12 protein-coding genes are annotated in these 15,888 nt (G+C 49.3%); all 12 read left to right on the top strand.

Annotated features, from left to right (window positions below):
• The first annotated feature begins 3 nt into the window (after positions 1 to 3).
• The gene (gene argR / locus DW922_RS07190; protein WP_118720198.1) at positions 4 to 456 is read left to right on the top strand and encodes an arginine repressor; all 453 of its coding nucleotides are present in this window, start codon (positions 4 to 6) and stop codon (positions 454 to 456) included.
• Between the two features lie 18 nt (positions 457 to 474).
• Complete coding sequence (gene recN, locus DW922_RS07185; protein WP_118726176.1) at positions 475 to 2,139, top strand: DNA repair protein RecN; 1,665 nt, start codon at positions 475 to 477, stop codon at positions 2,137 to 2,139.
• 171 nt (positions 2,140 to 2,310) lie between these two features.
• Positions 2,311 to 3,600, top strand: a complete 1,290-nt coding sequence (gene spoIVB, locus DW922_RS07180; RefSeq protein WP_118726175.1) for a SpoIVB peptidase — start codon at positions 2,311 to 2,313, stop codon at positions 3,598 to 3,600.
• A gap of 636 nt (positions 3,601 to 4,236) precedes the next feature.
• The gene (gene spo0A, locus DW922_RS07170; RefSeq protein ID WP_118726174.1) at positions 4,237 to 5,049 is read left to right on the top strand and encodes a sporulation transcription factor Spo0A; all 813 of its coding nucleotides are present in this window, start codon (positions 4,237 to 4,239) and stop codon (positions 5,047 to 5,049) included.
• 156 nt (positions 5,050 to 5,205) lie between these two features.
• Entirely contained in the window at positions 5,206 to 6,651 is a 1,446-nt protein-coding gene (gene glgA, locus DW922_RS07165) for a glycogen synthase GlgA (RefSeq protein ID WP_118726173.1), read from the top strand.
• A gap of 64 nt (positions 6,652 to 6,715) precedes the next feature.
• Positions 6,716 to 7,177 (top strand): divergent PAP2 family protein, encoded by a 462-nt coding sequence (locus tag DW922_RS07160; protein WP_118726172.1) that lies wholly within the window; start codon positions 6,716 to 6,718, stop codon positions 7,175 to 7,177.
• Between the two features lie 175 nt (positions 7,178 to 7,352).
• A complete protein-coding gene (rpsO, locus tag DW922_RS07155) occupies positions 7,353 to 7,619 on the top strand; it encodes a 30S ribosomal protein S15 (RefSeq protein ID WP_118530908.1) in 267 nt (88 codons plus the stop codon).
• Positions 7,620 to 7,800: 181 nt separating this feature from the next.
• Positions 7,801 to 9,909, top strand: a complete 2,109-nt coding sequence (locus DW922_RS07150; protein WP_118726171.1) for a polyribonucleotide nucleotidyltransferase — start codon at positions 7,801 to 7,803, stop codon at positions 9,907 to 9,909.
• Positions 9,910 to 9,912: 3 nt separating this feature from the next.
• The gene (locus DW922_RS07145) at positions 9,913 to 11,271 is read left to right on the top strand and encodes a M14 family zinc carboxypeptidase (protein WP_118726170.1); all 1,359 of its coding nucleotides are present in this window, start codon (positions 9,913 to 9,915) and stop codon (positions 11,269 to 11,271) included.
• A gap of 271 nt (positions 11,272 to 11,542) precedes the next feature.
• Entirely contained in the window at positions 11,543 to 13,216 is a 1,674-nt protein-coding gene (locus DW922_RS07140) for a Na/Pi cotransporter family protein (RefSeq protein WP_118726169.1), read from the top strand.
• 245 nt (positions 13,217 to 13,461) lie between these two features.
• Entirely contained in the window at positions 13,462 to 14,493 is a 1,032-nt protein-coding gene (gap, locus tag DW922_RS07135) for a type I glyceraldehyde-3-phosphate dehydrogenase (RefSeq protein WP_118720206.1), read from the top strand.
• Positions 14,494 to 14,660: 167 nt separating this feature from the next.
• Positions 14,661 to 15,884 (top strand): phosphoglycerate kinase, encoded by a 1,224-nt coding sequence (locus DW922_RS07130; RefSeq protein WP_118720208.1) that lies wholly within the window; start codon positions 14,661 to 14,663, stop codon positions 15,882 to 15,884.
• The last annotated feature ends 4 nt before the right edge of the window (positions 15,885 to 15,888 follow it).

Here is a 15,888-nt window from a genome sequence, read left to right as displayed (position 1 = left end):
TAAATGAAACTGGAACGTCACAGCAAAATTGTGGAACTGATCGGAAAATATGAGATTGAAACCCAGGAGGAGCTGGCAGAGCGTCTGAATCAGGAAGGCTATAAGGTAACGCAGGCAACGGTTTCCCGCGATATCCGGGAACTGAAGCTGACAAAGATACAGTCTGAAAACGGACGCCAGCGCTATATGGTCATGCAGAACCAGACCGCTTTTAGTGACAAATATATCCGCATCTTAAAAGATGGATATGTTTCCATGGATATGGCGCAGAATATCCTTGTGATCAAGACAGTGTCTGGCATGGCGATGGCGGTTGCAGCAGCGCTGGATGAGATCCACTTTCATGAGATCGTGGGCTGCATCGCAGGAGATGACACCATCATGTGTGCAGTGCGCAGCGTGGACGATACCATTCTGCTGATGGAAAAACTGAAAAAACTGATCTTGGCCCGTTAGGCAAAAGGAGGTGCAGAAATGCTTTTGGAACTGCATGTAAAAAATCTGGCGCTGATCGAGGCGGCAGATGTGGAACTGGAAGATGGCTTAAATATCCTGACCGGCGAGACCGGTGCAGGAAAGTCCATCATGATCGGGTCGGTCAATCTGGCGCTTGGCCAGAAAGCTTCGAAAGAGATGATCCGGAGCGGTGCGGAATATGCTTATGTGGAGCTTGTATTTTCGGTGGATCCGCAAAAAGAAGAAGCGCTCCGTGCGCTGGATGTCGTACCCGATGAAAACGGCATCCTGATCATCAGCCGCAAGATCATGCCATCCCGCAGTATGAGTCGTATTAACGATGAGACGGTTACGGCGGCCAGGTTAAAACAGATCACATCTCTTCTGATCGATATTCATGGACAGCATGAGCATCAGTCTTTGCTCCATGCGTCAAAGCATCTGGAAATTCTTGATATCTACGCAAAATCCCGTGTTCTTGAGCTGAAATTACAGACGGAATCCCTGTATCGGGAATATACCTGTCTTAAGAGAGAACTGGAGCAGCTTGATACAGATAGTGAGAGCCGCAGAAGAGAAGCCGATTTTCTGCGTTTTGAGATTGAAGAAATTGAAAATGCCGGTTTAAAAGAAGGGGAAGAGGAACTTCTTGCGGCAAATTATAAAAAATATGCAAACGCAAAGCGGATCATCGAAAATCTTTCAGCTGCATACCGTGCGGTAGATTCGGAAGGTGTGGGAAATGCCCTGCACGAGGTCAGCGAGGTGGCAGAATTTGATCCGGAATTAAAAGCAATACAGGACCAGCTTTACGATGCGGAGGCTGTGTTGTCGGATGCCCACCATGCGATCGGGGAATACTTAGAGCAGCTTGATTTTGATGAAGCATCGTTTCAGAAAACCCAGGAGCGGCTGGACCTGATCCGTGGACTGCAGGCAAAATATGGGGAAACCATAGAAAAGATCCAGAAATCCCTGGAAGAAAAGAAAAACTGTCTGGAGCAGCTGGAGCATTTTGACGAGTACCGCGCCAGACTGGAACAGAAATACCAAAAGGCAGAAGAAAGCCTGGAGGCGGTGAGCGAGGAACTGTCAAAGGTCCGCATGGAGGAAGCAAAGAAGCTGACCGAAAAGATCCGCGAGGGACTCATCGACTTAAATTTTCTGGATGTGCGTTTTTCCATGGAATTTCGCCGCCTGCCGCACTACACGGCAAATGGCTTTGATGAGGCAGAGTTTGTCATTTCCACAAACCCCGGCGAACCGGAACGTTCCCTTGGACAGGTGGCATCCGGTGGTGAGCTTTCCCGTATCATGCTGGCGATCAAGACGGTGCTGGCAGACAGCGATGACATTCCAACCCTGATTTTCGATGAGATCGATACCGGAATCAGCGGCCGCACGGCACAGAAGGTTGCGGAAAAGCTGGCTGTGATATCCAGAAACCACCAGGTGATCTGTATCACCCATCTGCCGCAGATCGCATCCATGGCCGACTGCCATTTTGAGATTAAAAAATCGACAGACGGTGAGAGCACAAAAACACGGATTCTGCGCCTGAATGAGAAGGATACGGTGACGGAGCTTGCAAGACTTCTTGGCGGCGCCCAGATCACGGAAGCAGTGCTTCAGAATGCCAGCGAGATGAAAAAACTGGCCGAACAGACAAAAAAGCGCAGGTAAGATATTTACAACTAAAAACTGACAGTGTGTTTTTTACATCCGGCACACATACTAGAAAGGAGCTTAAAAAAGGCTCCTTTTTTCTTTGTTTCATAGAAAATCGGGAATCAGGTTCCATGGTACAGGAATGAAACAGACGGCAGGTGAGACAACGGACAGGAGGAATGTGGGATGCGAAAAACACACAGGACAGGAAGTTACTTTTACCGGATTCTTACGGTGATATTCTGGACTAGCTTGGTCTTTACGGCGGGATATGGCTGGTACTATACCGAGCACCAGATCCCGGAGCATTTTAGCATTGCAGAGGGGGAAGAAGAATCCATAGTGCTGGATCTGCCTTTTTATACCACCATACTCAGTGAGAGTGAGGAGGTCGTACTAAAGGGAGATTCCGGTATTCCGCAGGACGAGATCCGGATCCGGCCAGACCAGGAGTTTTCTCTCTATGCGAAAAAAGAAGGTCAGTTCCGTCTGGGCCTGAAGCTGTTCGGGGCGATCCCGTTTAAACAGATCAGCGTGGATGTGGAGGATGCCTCTTATGCAGTTCCCTGTGGTATGCCGGTGGGAATTTACCTGAAATCCCGTGGGGTTATGGTGGTCGGGACCGGAATAGTGACGGATGAAAACGGAAACGAGGCAGAGCCGGCCTATGGGATCTTGCAGTCTGGTGACTACATTGAGGCGATCAACGGGCAACCGCTCTCAGACAAGGAAGCGCTGGTCACAAGCTTAAACCGTATGGGCGAAAGTGAGGCACTTTTGCTGGTGCGGCGGGCCGGAAAGGAGCTGGAGCTGTCTGTGGATACAGTAAAGACAGAGGATGGGAGCCGCAAGCTGGGTGCCTGGGTGCGTGACGATACCCAGGGAATTGGCACCATGACGTACTTAAAGGAAGATGGAAGCTTTGGGGCACTGGGACACGGGATCAGTGACAGTGATACCGGACGTGTGGTAGAGATTGAGAACGGGGCGCTGTATGAGACAGAGATCCTGGGAATTGAGAAGGGAAGTACCGGAAATCCGGGTGTGATGGCTGGCGTCATCTACTATGGACCTGGTTCCAGGCTGGGAAGTGTGGATCAAAATACAGACTGCGGGATATTCGGAACGGTGGACGAAAAATTTAGCCAGAAGGTATTGCAGCAGTCGGTGGAGGTGGGGCACCGGCAGGATGTGAAAAAAGGCAAGGCCTGGATTCGCAGCTATGTTTCGGGAAGTGCTTGCGATTATGAGATAGAAATCCAGCGGGTCGATTACAACCCGGCGCGGGAAAACAAGAGCCTGGTATTCCAGGTGACGGATGAACGGCTTTTACGCCTTACCGGGGGAATCGTGCAGGGCATGAGCGGCAGCCCGATTTTGCAGGATGGAAAGCTCATCGGGGCGGTAACGCATGTGTTTGTGCAGGATTCCAGCCGAGGGTATGGGATTTTTGCGGAGGATATGATGTTGCATTGAGTGTTTTTCTGATATATCAAGGCTTCCTCTGTGCTGAGGATAACGCCCTGAATGCAGAAATCCTGGAGGCGGTGCTGGATATGAATGGTGCTACCTGCGTGCTCTATCCCGACGGTCAGAAACTCGTGGATTCTCATCATCGCCATGACAGCAAATGCTTTTTCCGAGGATGTGCAGAACTGCCTGAACGCAGGCATGGACGCGCATATATCCAAACCTCTTGATATTGGCGTGCTGGAGCGGACGCTGAAAAGCGTAGCAGGCGGCAAAGCTGCGGGGGGAGGGCAAGCTGTTCATCGGTAGAAAATACAACAACATAACATAACGAGAAAATTTTAAAGAATACAAAAAAATTCTTCACAATGCGTTATATCTGACAGGATTCATTCGTCATAAAGTATGAAAGCTGAACATGTAAGGCAGTCTTTTTGGACTGGTGCAAAGACCGCTCTGGAAAACAAACGGTGAAACAACTGTAAAAGCTTTGGCTGAGCGTTTGTCGAATTATGCGGGAAGCGTCGAACTGTGCGCTAAAACCAGGTTGTTGCCTTGCAAAGACGGCGAGTATAATACAAATTGTGTAACTATCCGTCATAAAATAAAATATGCCGGATTTGGGGACAGGAGGAATGGATCATGGCAGAATTAAAGATTGCGATTGCAGAAGATAACCCGTTGATGCTGGAATTACTGAGCAGCATCCTGGAAGCAGAGAATGGATTTCAGGTGGTTGGGACAGCAGACAATGGAGAAGACGCCTATCAGATGATCATGGAGAAAGAACCAGATATTGTTCTTCTGGATGTAATCATGCCGAAGCTGGATGGAATTACCGTATTAGAGAAGGTACGAGAGGCGAAGGGTGGGAAAAATATGCCCTCCATCATTATGGTGACTGCAGCGGGAAATGAGACTGTGGCATCGGCGGCATTTCGGAATGGAGCCAGTTACTACATATTGAAGCCGTTTGACCGTGAGGTTCTTCTCGACAAGATCCGTCTGGTTGCAAAGGAGCGTTTCCACTCAAAAATGATATCGGCAGTCCGCGAAAAACCGGTGGAATCCTATTTAAATAAAGGAGAGTACCTGCGGCAGAATCTGGAAGATGATGTAACGCAGCTTCTTCACGAAATCGGGATCCCGGCCCATATCAAAGGTTACCAGTATCTGCGGGATGCCATTACGATCTCAGTAGAAGAAGAGGATATGCTGGTGTCTGTTACCAAGGTTTTATATCCGACGATCGCCAAGAAGCATGGAACTACGTCAAGCCGCGTGGAACGGGCAATCCGCCATGCGATTGAAGTGGCATGGAGCCGCGGACAGCTTGAGGTGATCCACGACATCTTTGGCTACACGGTAAACAGCGGAAAAGGAAAACCGACGAACTCCGAATTTATTGCGCTGATCACAGATAAGATCCGCCTGGATTATAAACGTGCACTCTGATTTTTGAAAAGGCTGCTTTCCAATGGCTGTTTTATGAAAAAAACGAATTTTCACGTAAGTTTCATAAAGATTTTACTTCCTAAAACAGAGTAAATCATGTATACTGATAGATAAGACAGTCCGCTTGGGGGCAGACTGGTGCAGAGGAGGGTTCGTATGAAGAACATATTATTTGTTGCATCAGAAGCAGTTCCGTTTATCAAGACAGGAGGGCTTGCTGATGTCGTTGGTTCTTTGCCAAAATGCTTTGACAAGGAGTATTTCGATGTCAGGGTCATGATACCGAAATATTTGTGTATCCCGGAAAAATGGCGCAATGAAATGACCTATATCGACCATTTTTATATGGATTATCTGGGACAGAGCCGTTATGTGGGAATCATGGAATATATCTATGATGGAATCACCTTTTACTTTATCGACAATGAATCCTACTTTGGCGGTCCGAAGCCATATGGAGACTGGCTGTATGATCTGGAGAAGTTTTCCTTCTTCTGTAATGCGGCTTTGTCTGCACTCCCGGTCATTGGCTTTAAGCCGGATGTTGTACATTGCCACGACTGGCAGACCGGACTGATCCCGGTTTACTTAAAGGACCGGTTCCGCGGCGGGGAGTTTTTCGCAAACATGAAATCCGTCATGACGATCCACAACTTAAAGTTCCAGGGTGTCTGGGATGTCAAGACGATCCAGCGCTTCTCCATGCTGCCGGACTATTATTTTACTCCGGATAAGCTGGAAGCATACAAAGACGGAAATATGTTAAAGGGCGGCATTGTTTTTGCAGATGCCATTACCACTGTGAGCCAGACTTATGCAGAGGAGATCAAGATGCCGTTTTACGGCGAAGGACTTGACGGCCTGATGCGTGCCCGCTCAGGTGACCTGCGCGGTATCGTAAACGGTATCGACTACGATGAATTTAACCCGGAGACAGACAAACTCATCGCGCAGCCGTACAATGCGAAGAATTTCCGCAAGGAAAAAGGAAAGAATAAAAAGCAGCTGCAGGCACAGCTTGGACTTCCGGTCGATGAAAAGAAATTCATGGTCGGCATTGTATCCAGACTGACAGACCAGAAGGGCTTAGACCTGGTTCAGTGTGTCATGGACGAACTCTGCAGCGACGATATGCAGTTTGTCGTACTGGGAACCGGCGACGAAAAATACGAGAATATGTTCCGTCATTACGACTGGAAATATCATGACCGGGTATCTGCACAGATCTATTATTCCAACGAGATGTCACACAAGATCTATGCAGGCTGTGACGCATTACTCATGCCGTCACTCTTTGAACCGTGCGGCTTAAGCCAGCTGATGGCGCTCCGATACGGAACGGTGCCGATCGTGCGTGAGACCGGCGGCCTGAAGGATACCGTAGAGCCGTACAATGAATACGAGAGCCGCGGAACCGGTTTCTCCTTCTCAAATTATAATGCGCACGAGATGCTTGACACCGTCCGCTATGCAAAGTATATTTACTACGATAAAAAGCGGGAATGGAACAAGATCATTGACCGTGCCATGGCAGCAGATTTCTCCTGGCAGCAGTCAGCGGGCAAATACCAGGAGCTTTACGACTGGCTGATCGGTTATTGATCCCAAAGGTCTGGCCTGCACAGGAAAAACAGGAACAGAACGAAAAGGAAAGCAGGATTACAACATGGGATTTTGGGATAAACTCCTGGGGAACGAGGTACTCATCAGCGCTATTGTGGGCTGGACGGTTGCCCAGGTTTTAAAAACACTGATTGATTTTGGCTTAAATAAGAGCTTTACACCGGAACGCCTGGTAGGGTCCGGCGGCATGCCAAGCTCCCACTCAGCAACCGTCTGTGGTCTTACGACTGCGGCGGGACTTTGCTACGGGGTGGATTCCTTTCAGTTTGCGATCAGCTTTATACTGGCGGCCGTTGTCATGTACGATGCCATCGGTGTACGGCAGGAGACAGGAAAACAGGCAAAGCTGTTAAACCTGATCATGGAGCAGGACTGGTTTAACTTAAACAACCAGGAGATCCAGAAGCGGCTGAAGGAATTTGTCGGGCATACACCGCTTCAGGTAGTAGCCGGGGCAGCACTTGGCATTCTGCTGGCTCTGGTTGTGCATCAGAACTATTTATAGTTCTGTTTGCGCATGCGGTCTGGCGCAGAAACTATTTATAAAAACGAGTTGACACAGAAAAACGGATATGATATTATAGTCCGGTATGAGTTAGCGCCGGGACCCAGTCGTTTGGATAACTCCAACCAATGACCTGGTTTACGGTGAGTATATTATTTTTAAGGAGGAAATCACCATGATTTCAAAGGAAAAGAAAGCAGCAATCATCGCTGAGTACGGCAGAAAAGCAGGAGATACCGGTTCACCAGAGGTTCAGATCGCAATCCTGACTGCAAGAATCGCAGAGCTGACTGAGCATTTAAAGAGCAATCAGAAGGATCATCATTCCAGACGTGGTCTGTTAAAGATGGTAGGTCAGAGACGTGGTCTTCTTGACTACTTAAAGAAAACCGACCTGGAAGGCTATCGTGCACTGATTGAAAAGTTAGGCATCAGAAAGTAATTAGGACGTTAGGGTGGAGAGGTCATCTCCACCCTTTTGTTTTTCCGTACTTTGTGAAAAGTGATATTTTCTGGAAGGTATATCCCGAAGCCGCTGCTGTATACACAACTGTTTGCGTACAGAGCAGTAGTTTCGGAGCCTTCTGTGAATATATAGAATGAAAGAGAAAAGGAGACAACCCATGTACAAAAGTTTTAGTATGGAACTTGCCGGAAGAACCCTGACTGTGGACGTCAACAGAGTTGCAAAGCAGGCAAACGGCGCAGCATTTATGCATTATGGCGACACTACCGTATTATCTACCGCTACGGCATCCGATAAACCGAGAGACGGTATCGATTTCTTCCCGTTAAGCGTAGAATATGAAGAAAAATTATACTCCGTAGGAAAGATCCCGGGAGGCTTCAACAAGAGAGAGGGAAAAGCATCTGAGAATGCAATCCTGACCTCCCGTGTTATCGACCGTCCGATGAGACCACTGTTCCCGAAGGATTACCGCAACGACGTAACCTTAAACAACATGGTTATGAGCGTAGATCCGGAGTGCCGTCCGGAGTTAGTTGCAATGTTAGGCGCTGCAATCGCAACCTGCATTTCCGATATCCCGTTTGACGGTCCGTGTGCCATGACCCAGGTTGGCATGATCGATGGCGAGTTCATCATCAACCCGTCCCAGGCGCAGTGGAAGCAGGGTGACTTAAACTTAACCGTAGCATCTACCCGTGAGAAGGTCATCATGATCGAGGCTGGTGCAAACGAGATCCCGGAAGCAAAGATGATCGAAGCAATCTACAAGGCTCATGAGATCAACCAGGAGATCATCAAATTCATCGACACCATCGTGGCAGAGTGCGGCAAGGCAAAACACAGCTACGAGAGCTGTGCAATCCCGGAAGAGCTGTTTGCAGCGATCAAGGAGATCGTAACTCCGGAGCAGATGGAAGAGGCTGTCTTCACCGATGACAAGCAGACCCGTGAGGAGAACATCCGCCAGATTACCGAGAAGCTGGAGGAGGCATTTGCGGACAACGAGGAGTGGCTTGCAGTGCTTGGCGAGGCTGTTTACCAGTACCAGAAGAAGACTGTCCGCAAGATGATCTTAAAAGACCACAAGAGACCGGATGGCCGTGAGATCACCCAGATCCGTCCGCTGGCTGCAGAGGTCGACCTGATCCCGCGTGTACACGGTTCCGCTATGTTCACCCGTGGCCAGACCCAGATCTGCAACGTATGTACCCTGGCTCCGCTGTCTGAGCAGCAGAAGTTAGACGGCCTGGATGAGAACGAAGTATCCAAGCGCTATATGCATCACTATAATTTCCCGTCCTACTCTGTAGGTGAGACCAAGCCGTCCAGAGGACCGGGACGCCGTGAGATCGGTCATGGCGCACTGGCAGAGCGTGCCCTGGTTCCGGTACTGCCGTCCGAGGAAGAGTTCCCGTATGCGATCCGTACCGTATCCGAGACCTTCGAGTCCAACGGTTCTACCTCCATGGCATCTACCTGTGCTTCCTGTATGTCCTTAATGGCAGCAGGTGTGCCGATCAAGAAGATGGTAGCAGGTATTTCCTGTGGTCTTGTAACTGGTGATTCTGATGACGATTTCGTTCTTTTAACTGATATCCAGGGCCTTGAGGATTTCTTCGGCGATATGGACTTTAAGGTAACCGGTACCACCGATGGTATCACTGCAATCCAGATGGATATCAAGATCCACGGACTGACCAGACCAATCGTAGAGGGTGCGATCGCAAGATGCCGTGAGGCAAGACTCTTCATCATGGATACCTGCATGAAACCGGCAATCTCTGAGCCGAGAAAAGAAGTTGGCAAATATGCTCCGAAGATTGACCAGATCAGCATCGACCCGCAGAAGATCGGCGATGTGGTTGGTAAGCAGGGCTGCGTGATCAACAAGATCATCGAGGAGACCGGCGTGAAGATCGACATTTCCGAGGAAGGCAACGTAGCAATCTGCGGTACCGACAAAGAGATGATCGAGAAAGCAAAGAGCATCATCAAGAGCATTGTGACTGACATTGAGCCGGGCCAGGTCATTACCGGTAAGGTTGTCCGCATTATGCCGTTCGGTGCTTTTGTTGAGCTGAAGCCGAAAAAAGATGGTATGATCCACATCTCCAGACTTTCCGACAAGCGTGTAGAGAAAGTGGAAGATGTTGTAAATATCGGTGATATGGTAACCGTTAAGGTTCTTGACGTAGATAAGATGGGCAAGATCAGCCTCAGCATGAAGCCGGGTGACCTTGCAAAAAAGGAAAGTGAAAACTAAACTATGAACTGTAAAAGATATTTTACAGGTGCTCTGGCTGCCTTTATGGTGGCCAGTAGTGCTTTTATGACTTACGCGGACGGTCCGGTGACGATGGGGACCGATCCGGCAGGACTTACATCAGCACCCGGCGAAAGCACCGGGGCAGGAAATGCGGCTCCTGCTGCACAGGAAACCGTGCAGGCCGCATCAGAAGCACAAAGCAATGCATCCCAGACAGTCACTGCGGGTGGCCAGACATCCGGTTCGACACCTGCATTATCTGGAAGTCAGACAACCGGATCTGGTGTCGTAACCTCCGGAGTGATCACGGCAGGAAGCGGTCAGGCAGGACCGGGCAGCGGACCGGGAAGCAGTATTTCGGTTCCTGCCGTAGTAGGAGCCGGAAATATTTCCTTTGCAGGACAGCTTTCCAGTCCTATCGTCAAGGTTGTGGACAAATACAGCTACGACCAGATGACAAAGGACATCAACAGCCTGAAATCGCGTTATGGAAGCCACATGCAGGTGAATTCCATCGGCACCAGCCTGGATGGAAGAACCCTTTATGAGATGATCATTGGAAATCCCAATGCGTCAAAGCATGTGCTGATTCATGCAGGAATCCATGCGCGGGAATACATGACACCGCTTCTGGTCATGAAGCAGGCGGAGCATCTGCTTGCCTTTTATGACAGTGGAGCATACCAGGGGCGCAAGCTCTCAGACATTCTGGGTGGTGTGGCTGTCCACATTGTACCGATGGTGAATCCGGATGGAATTACGATCAGTCAGTTTGGGGTGTCAGCGCTTCGCTCTTCCGACCTGCGTCAGACTGTGAACCAGTGCTATGCCCAGGATACGGCAGATGGGCGGACCAGTCAGGCCTTTGACCGGTATTTGAGCTTATGGAAGGCCAATGGCCGCGGTGTGGACTTAAACCAGAATTTCCCGGCCTTGTGGGATTCCATCAGCACGGGACCGTCCCACGCTTCCTATGCAAACTATAAGGGAACCAGTGCGCTTTCCGAGCCGGAGAGCCAGGCACTGGCAAATCTCGTGAACTCCAGAAGCTGGTCTTTGACCATCAGCTACCACAGCATGGGAAATCTGGTTTATTGGGATTTTGAGGGAAATAAGGTGTCAGCAGAGTCCAAAGCACTGGCAGATCTGGTAACTGGGATTTCCGGATACCGCACGAATACAAGCAGCGGAAAAGGCGGGTTTAAGGATTATGTCCAGATCAAAGACAATCCGGTCCCAAGTCTTACGATCGAAGTGGGAGGCGTAGCCTGTCCGATGCCAGTCAGTGAATTTGGCAATGTCTGGAACAGCAACCAGTCAATTATGGCGGCTGTAGCAGCGTATGCTGCAGATCATTAGGTATTATGGTTCACACATGCGTGACCGGCAGCTGCTTACCAAACCATGGCGGCTTCTTCCCGGATCATACTGCTTTTTTAACAATTGTTTTACCATGTTTCGTTTAGAATGCCTGTCACAGATGCTGTGGCAGGCATTTTTACATACTATTTACCCAAAATTTATTTAAATTTTAAAAATGATTGGAAATGAAGGTAGTGGTATGGTATGATTGAATTGTTTGCGGACTGAAGAGAATAAAGAGAAAAGTACGCGAGACGAGGAGGAGAGTATGTCAATCAGCGACATTTCAAACGGGTTTGGCTTTCTTGGCGGTCTTGGCATGTTCCTTTATGGCATGAATATCATGGCAGACGGTATGCAGAAGACAGCAGGAAGCAAGATGAGCAGTTTCCTTGGAATGCTCACCAATAACCGCTTTCTGGCAGTGGCTCTGGGTGCATTGATCACGGCAATCATCCAGTCCAGCGGTGCGACAACAGTTATGGTTGTTGGTTTTGTAAGTGCAGGTGTGTTAAATCTGTCACAGGCAGTGGGTGTGATTATGGGTGCCAACATCGGTACTACCATCACCGCATGGATCGTATCCATGAGCCAGTTAGGCGATGCCTTTGAAGTCATGAAGCCGAGCTTTTATGCGCCGGCCATCATTGGAATCGGAGCGTTGTTCCTGGTGTTTTCAAAGAGCCAGAAGAAGAAGACCGTCGGTGAGATCATGATCGGTCTTGGACTGTTGTTTATCGGTCTGGACTTTATGTCAGGCTCTATCAATCCTTATACCGATGCCCCGATCTTCGCGAAAGCATTTGAGGTTCTGGGCGGAAATCCGCTTTTAGGTATGCTGATCGGTGCCCTGGTTACTGCACTGCTGCAGAGCTCCTCTGCATCGGTTGGTATCTTACAGACCCTTGCCATGAACGGGATCGTAACGACCAATGCGGCAATCTACATTACGCTGGGCCAGAATATCGGCTCCTGCGTAACGGCAATGCTGTCCAGTATGGGCGGCTCCCGTACCGCTAAGCGTGCAGCGGTCATGCACCTGACCTTTAACGTGATCGGTGCGATCGTATTTGGAACCATTGGTTTTATCTTTTTCAGCCTGCGCCCGGCCTTTGCAGCAGCAAATATCAATGCGGTGCAGATTTCCATCTTCCATACGATCTTTAACCTGTCCATGACCACGCTGCTGTTCCCATTTGCAGACGTTCTGGTAAAGATTTCCGGTATGGTTGTGAAGGAAAAAGAAGAGAAAGAGCCGGTTGTGGAGGATGCAGAAACAGCTGCAACCCTCAAACATCTGGACGAGCGTATCTTCGAGTCCCCGGCCTTTGCCGTTGAGACTGCAGCCCTTGAGGTAGTCCATATGGGACAGATCACCTACGAAAACGTGACCCGTGCCATCGATGCCGTTCTGACCGTGAACTCAGATGAGGTAGAAACCGTATTTAAGACCGAGCAGACCATCAACAATATGGAAAAGATGCTGACCGAGTATCTGATCAAGGTAGACAATCTTTCCCTGACTGAGAAACAGAAGAAGGTCGTAAATAACCTGTTCTACAGCGTCAGCGATATCGAGCGTATCGGTGACCATGCGGAAAACCTGGCAGAACAGGCACAGTATATGGTAGAACACGGACTTCAGTTTTCCAGCACTGGTGCAGAAGACTTAAAATCCATCAGCGACAGCGTATTAAAATCCTTCCAGTATGCGATTGATGCAAGACAGAATGGCAATATGGAGGCAGTACGGAAAGTCAGCCAGTATGAGGACGATGTTGACAGCCAGGAGGAGGAGCTTCGCGAGAAGCACATCGAGCGTTTGTCTGCAGGCGAGTGCAAAGCTTCCGCCGGTGTGGTATTCCTGGATATCATCAGCAATCTGGAGCGTGTATCTGACCATGCATACAATCTGGCAGGTTATGTAAAAGATGAGATGTAAATAATGACAGATTGGTGCAGGAAAAGATACGAAAATAGCGAATATTGTATACAAAGAACAAAAGAAAGCCCTTCGGAGCCAGCCTCCGGGGGGCTTCTTTGACAAAAACAAGACGAAAATCCAGGTGTTTTTGTTAATATGGCAAAAAAAGGCTTGCTATTTTGCTTGTTATTAGGTACAATAAGAACCAGGTTGATGACTTTTTAACAATCATCATATTTTTAACAATCTAGGAGGAATGAATCATGGCAGTTAAAGTAGCAATCAATGGTTTTGGTCGTATCGGCCGTCTGGCTTTCAGACAGATGTTTGGCGCAGAGGGTTATGAGGTAGTAGCAATCAACGACTTAACCGATCCGAAGATGTTAGCTCACTTATTAAAATACGATACCGCACAGGGCGGATATGCAGGCCACATCGGTGAGGGCAAACACACCGTAGAGGCTGGCGAGGACTCCATCACTGTTGACGGCAAGAAGATTACCATCTACAAAGAGGCTAAGGCAGCAGACCTTCCGTGGGGCGAGATCGGCGTAGATGTAGTATTAGAGTGTACTGGTTTCTACACCTCCAAAGAGAAAGCACAGGCTCACATTGACGCAGGCGCAAAGAAGGTTGTCATCTCCGCTCCGGCTGGTAACGACTTAAAGACCATCGTTTACAGCGTAAACGAGAACACCCTGACTGCTGAGGATACCATCATTTCCGCAGCATCCTGCACCACCAACTGCTTAGCACCTATGGCAAAAGCACTGAACGACTACGCTCCGATCCAGTCCGGTATCATGAGCACCATCCACGCTTACACCGGTGACCAGATGATCCTGGACGGCCCGCACAGAAAAGGCGATTTAAGAAGAGCAAGAGCAGGCGCTGCAAACATCGTTCCGAACTCCACCGGTGCTGCAAAAGCAATCGGCCTGGTTATTCCGGAGTTAAACGGCAAGCTCATCGGTTCCGCACAGCGTGTTCCGGTACCGACCGGTTCTACCACCATCTTAACTGCAGTTGTTAAGAAAGCTGGCGTTACCAAAGAAGATATCAACGCAGCTATGAAAGCAGCAGCAAGCGAGTCCTTCGGTTACAACGAGGATCCGATCGTTTCTTCCGACGTTATCGGCATGAGATATGGTTCTCTGTTTGATGCAACCCAGACCATGGTGGCTCAGATCGCAGATGATCTGTACGAGGTTCAGGTTGTTTCATGGTATGACAACGAGAACTCCTACACCAGCCAGATGGTTCGCACCATTAAGTACTTCGCAGAGCTGGCATAATTTCTGCTAAAGGAAATTCTTATGCTGCTGTTTATGCAGTGCATGAACGGCAACAGTTTACAAAAGGCTCAGGAAAGGGTCCGGTCACATGTGGACCGGACCCTTTTGCGTCGATAGGTATAGGGCTTGTCCCACCATCATTTATACAAAGAAAGGGGATTACCTCCATGTTAAATAAAAAAAGTGTTGATGATCTGAAAAATTTAAAAGGAAAAAGAGTTCTGGTCCGCTGTGACTTCAACGTACCGTTAAAGAATGGCGTGATCACCGATGAGACCCGTATCGTGGCTGCACTTCCGACTATCCAGAAGCTGATCGGTGAGGGTGCAAAGGTTATCCTTTGTTCCCACCTTGGCAAAGTAAAGAACGGCCCGAACGAGGGTGAGTCCTTAGCTCCGGTTGCAGTACGCCTGTCCGAGAAGCTGGGCAAAGAGGTTGTATTCGTAGCAGATTACAACGTAACCGGCGAGGCAGCAACCAAGGCAGTAGAGGCTATGAACGAGGGCGATGTAGTCCTTCTCCAGAATACCCGTTTCCGTGGTGCAGAGGAGACCAAGAACGGCGAGCAGTTCAGCAAAGAATTGGCTGACCTGGCAGACGATTATGTATGCGATGCATTCGGTTCCTCCCACAGAGCACACGCTTCCGTAGAGGGCGTAACCAAATTCATCACCGCAAAGGGCGGTACCAACGCAGTTGGTTACCTTATGCAGAAAGAGATCGACTTCCTCGGCAATGCAGTAGAAAATCCGGTAAGACCGTTCGTAGCAATCCTGGGCGGCGCTAAGGTTGCGGACAAGTTAAACGTAATCTCCAACCTGCTTGAGAAATGCGACACACTGATCATCGGCGGCGGCATGGCTTTCACCTTCTTAAAGGCAGAGGGCAAGGAAATCGGTAAATCCCTGGTAGACGATACCAAGTTAGATTACTGCAAGGAGATGTTAGCGAAGGCTGAGAAGCTTGGCAAGAAATTACTCCTTCCGGTAGACGCAGCAGTAGCAGCATCCTTCCCGGATCCGATCGATGCTCCGATCGAGGTTGCAAACGTAGCAGCAGACCAGATCCCGGCTGACATGATGGGCCTGGATATCGGTACCGAGACTGCAAAGCTTTACGCTGAGGCAGTAAAGAGCGCCAAGACTGTGGTATGGAACGGACCGATGGGCGTATTCGAGAACCCGACTCTGGCAGCAGGTACCATTGCCGTAGCAAAGGCACTGGCAGAGACCGACGCAACCACTATCATCGGCGGCGGCGATTCTGCAGCAGCAGTGAACCAGCTTGGCTTCGCAGACAAGATGAGCCACATCTCCACCGGCGGCGGCGCATCCCTGGAGTTCTTAGAGGGCAAATCCCTCCCAGGCGTAGCAGCAGCAGATGATAAATAAACAG

It is taken from the genome of Clostridium sp. AM42-4, assembly GCF_003480105.1.
Lineage (GTDB): Bacteria > Bacillota > Clostridia > Lachnospirales > Lachnospiraceae > Brotaphodocola.
This window is presented reverse-complemented; position numbering and strand designations above follow the sequence as displayed.

Excerpts from the sequence above, each read along its gene's own strand:
- argR (WP_118720198.1), top strand. The coding sequence starts at position 4 with ATGAAACTGGAACGTCACAGCAAAATTGTGGAACTGATCGGAAAATAT.
- recN (WP_118726176.1), top strand. The coding sequence starts at position 475 with ATGCTTTTGGAACTGCATGTAAAAAATCTGGCGCTGATCGAGGCGGCA.
- spoIVB (WP_118726175.1), top strand. The coding sequence starts at position 2,311 with ATGCGAAAAACACACAGGACAGGAAGTTACTTTTACCGGATTCTTACG.
- spo0A (WP_118726174.1), top strand. The coding sequence starts at position 4,237 with ATGGCAGAATTAAAGATTGCGATTGCAGAAGATAACCCGTTGATGCTG.
- glgA (WP_118726173.1), top strand. The coding sequence starts at position 5,206 with ATGAAGAACATATTATTTGTTGCATCAGAAGCAGTTCCGTTTATCAAG.
- DW922_RS07160 (WP_118726172.1), top strand. The coding sequence starts at position 6,716 with ATGGGATTTTGGGATAAACTCCTGGGGAACGAGGTACTCATCAGCGCT.
- rpsO (WP_118530908.1), top strand. The coding sequence starts at position 7,353 with ATGATTTCAAAGGAAAAGAAAGCAGCAATCATCGCTGAGTACGGCAGA.
- DW922_RS07150 (WP_118726171.1), top strand. The coding sequence starts at position 7,801 with ATGTACAAAAGTTTTAGTATGGAACTTGCCGGAAGAACCCTGACTGTG.
- DW922_RS07145 (WP_118726170.1), top strand. The coding sequence starts at position 9,913 with ATGAACTGTAAAAGATATTTTACAGGTGCTCTGGCTGCCTTTATGGTG.
- DW922_RS07140 (WP_118726169.1), top strand. The coding sequence starts at position 11,543 with ATGTCAATCAGCGACATTTCAAACGGGTTTGGCTTTCTTGGCGGTCTT.
- gap (WP_118720206.1), top strand. The coding sequence starts at position 13,462 with ATGGCAGTTAAAGTAGCAATCAATGGTTTTGGTCGTATCGGCCGTCTG.
- DW922_RS07130 (WP_118720208.1), top strand. The coding sequence starts at position 14,661 with ATGTTAAATAAAAAAAGTGTTGATGATCTGAAAAATTTAAAAGGAAAA.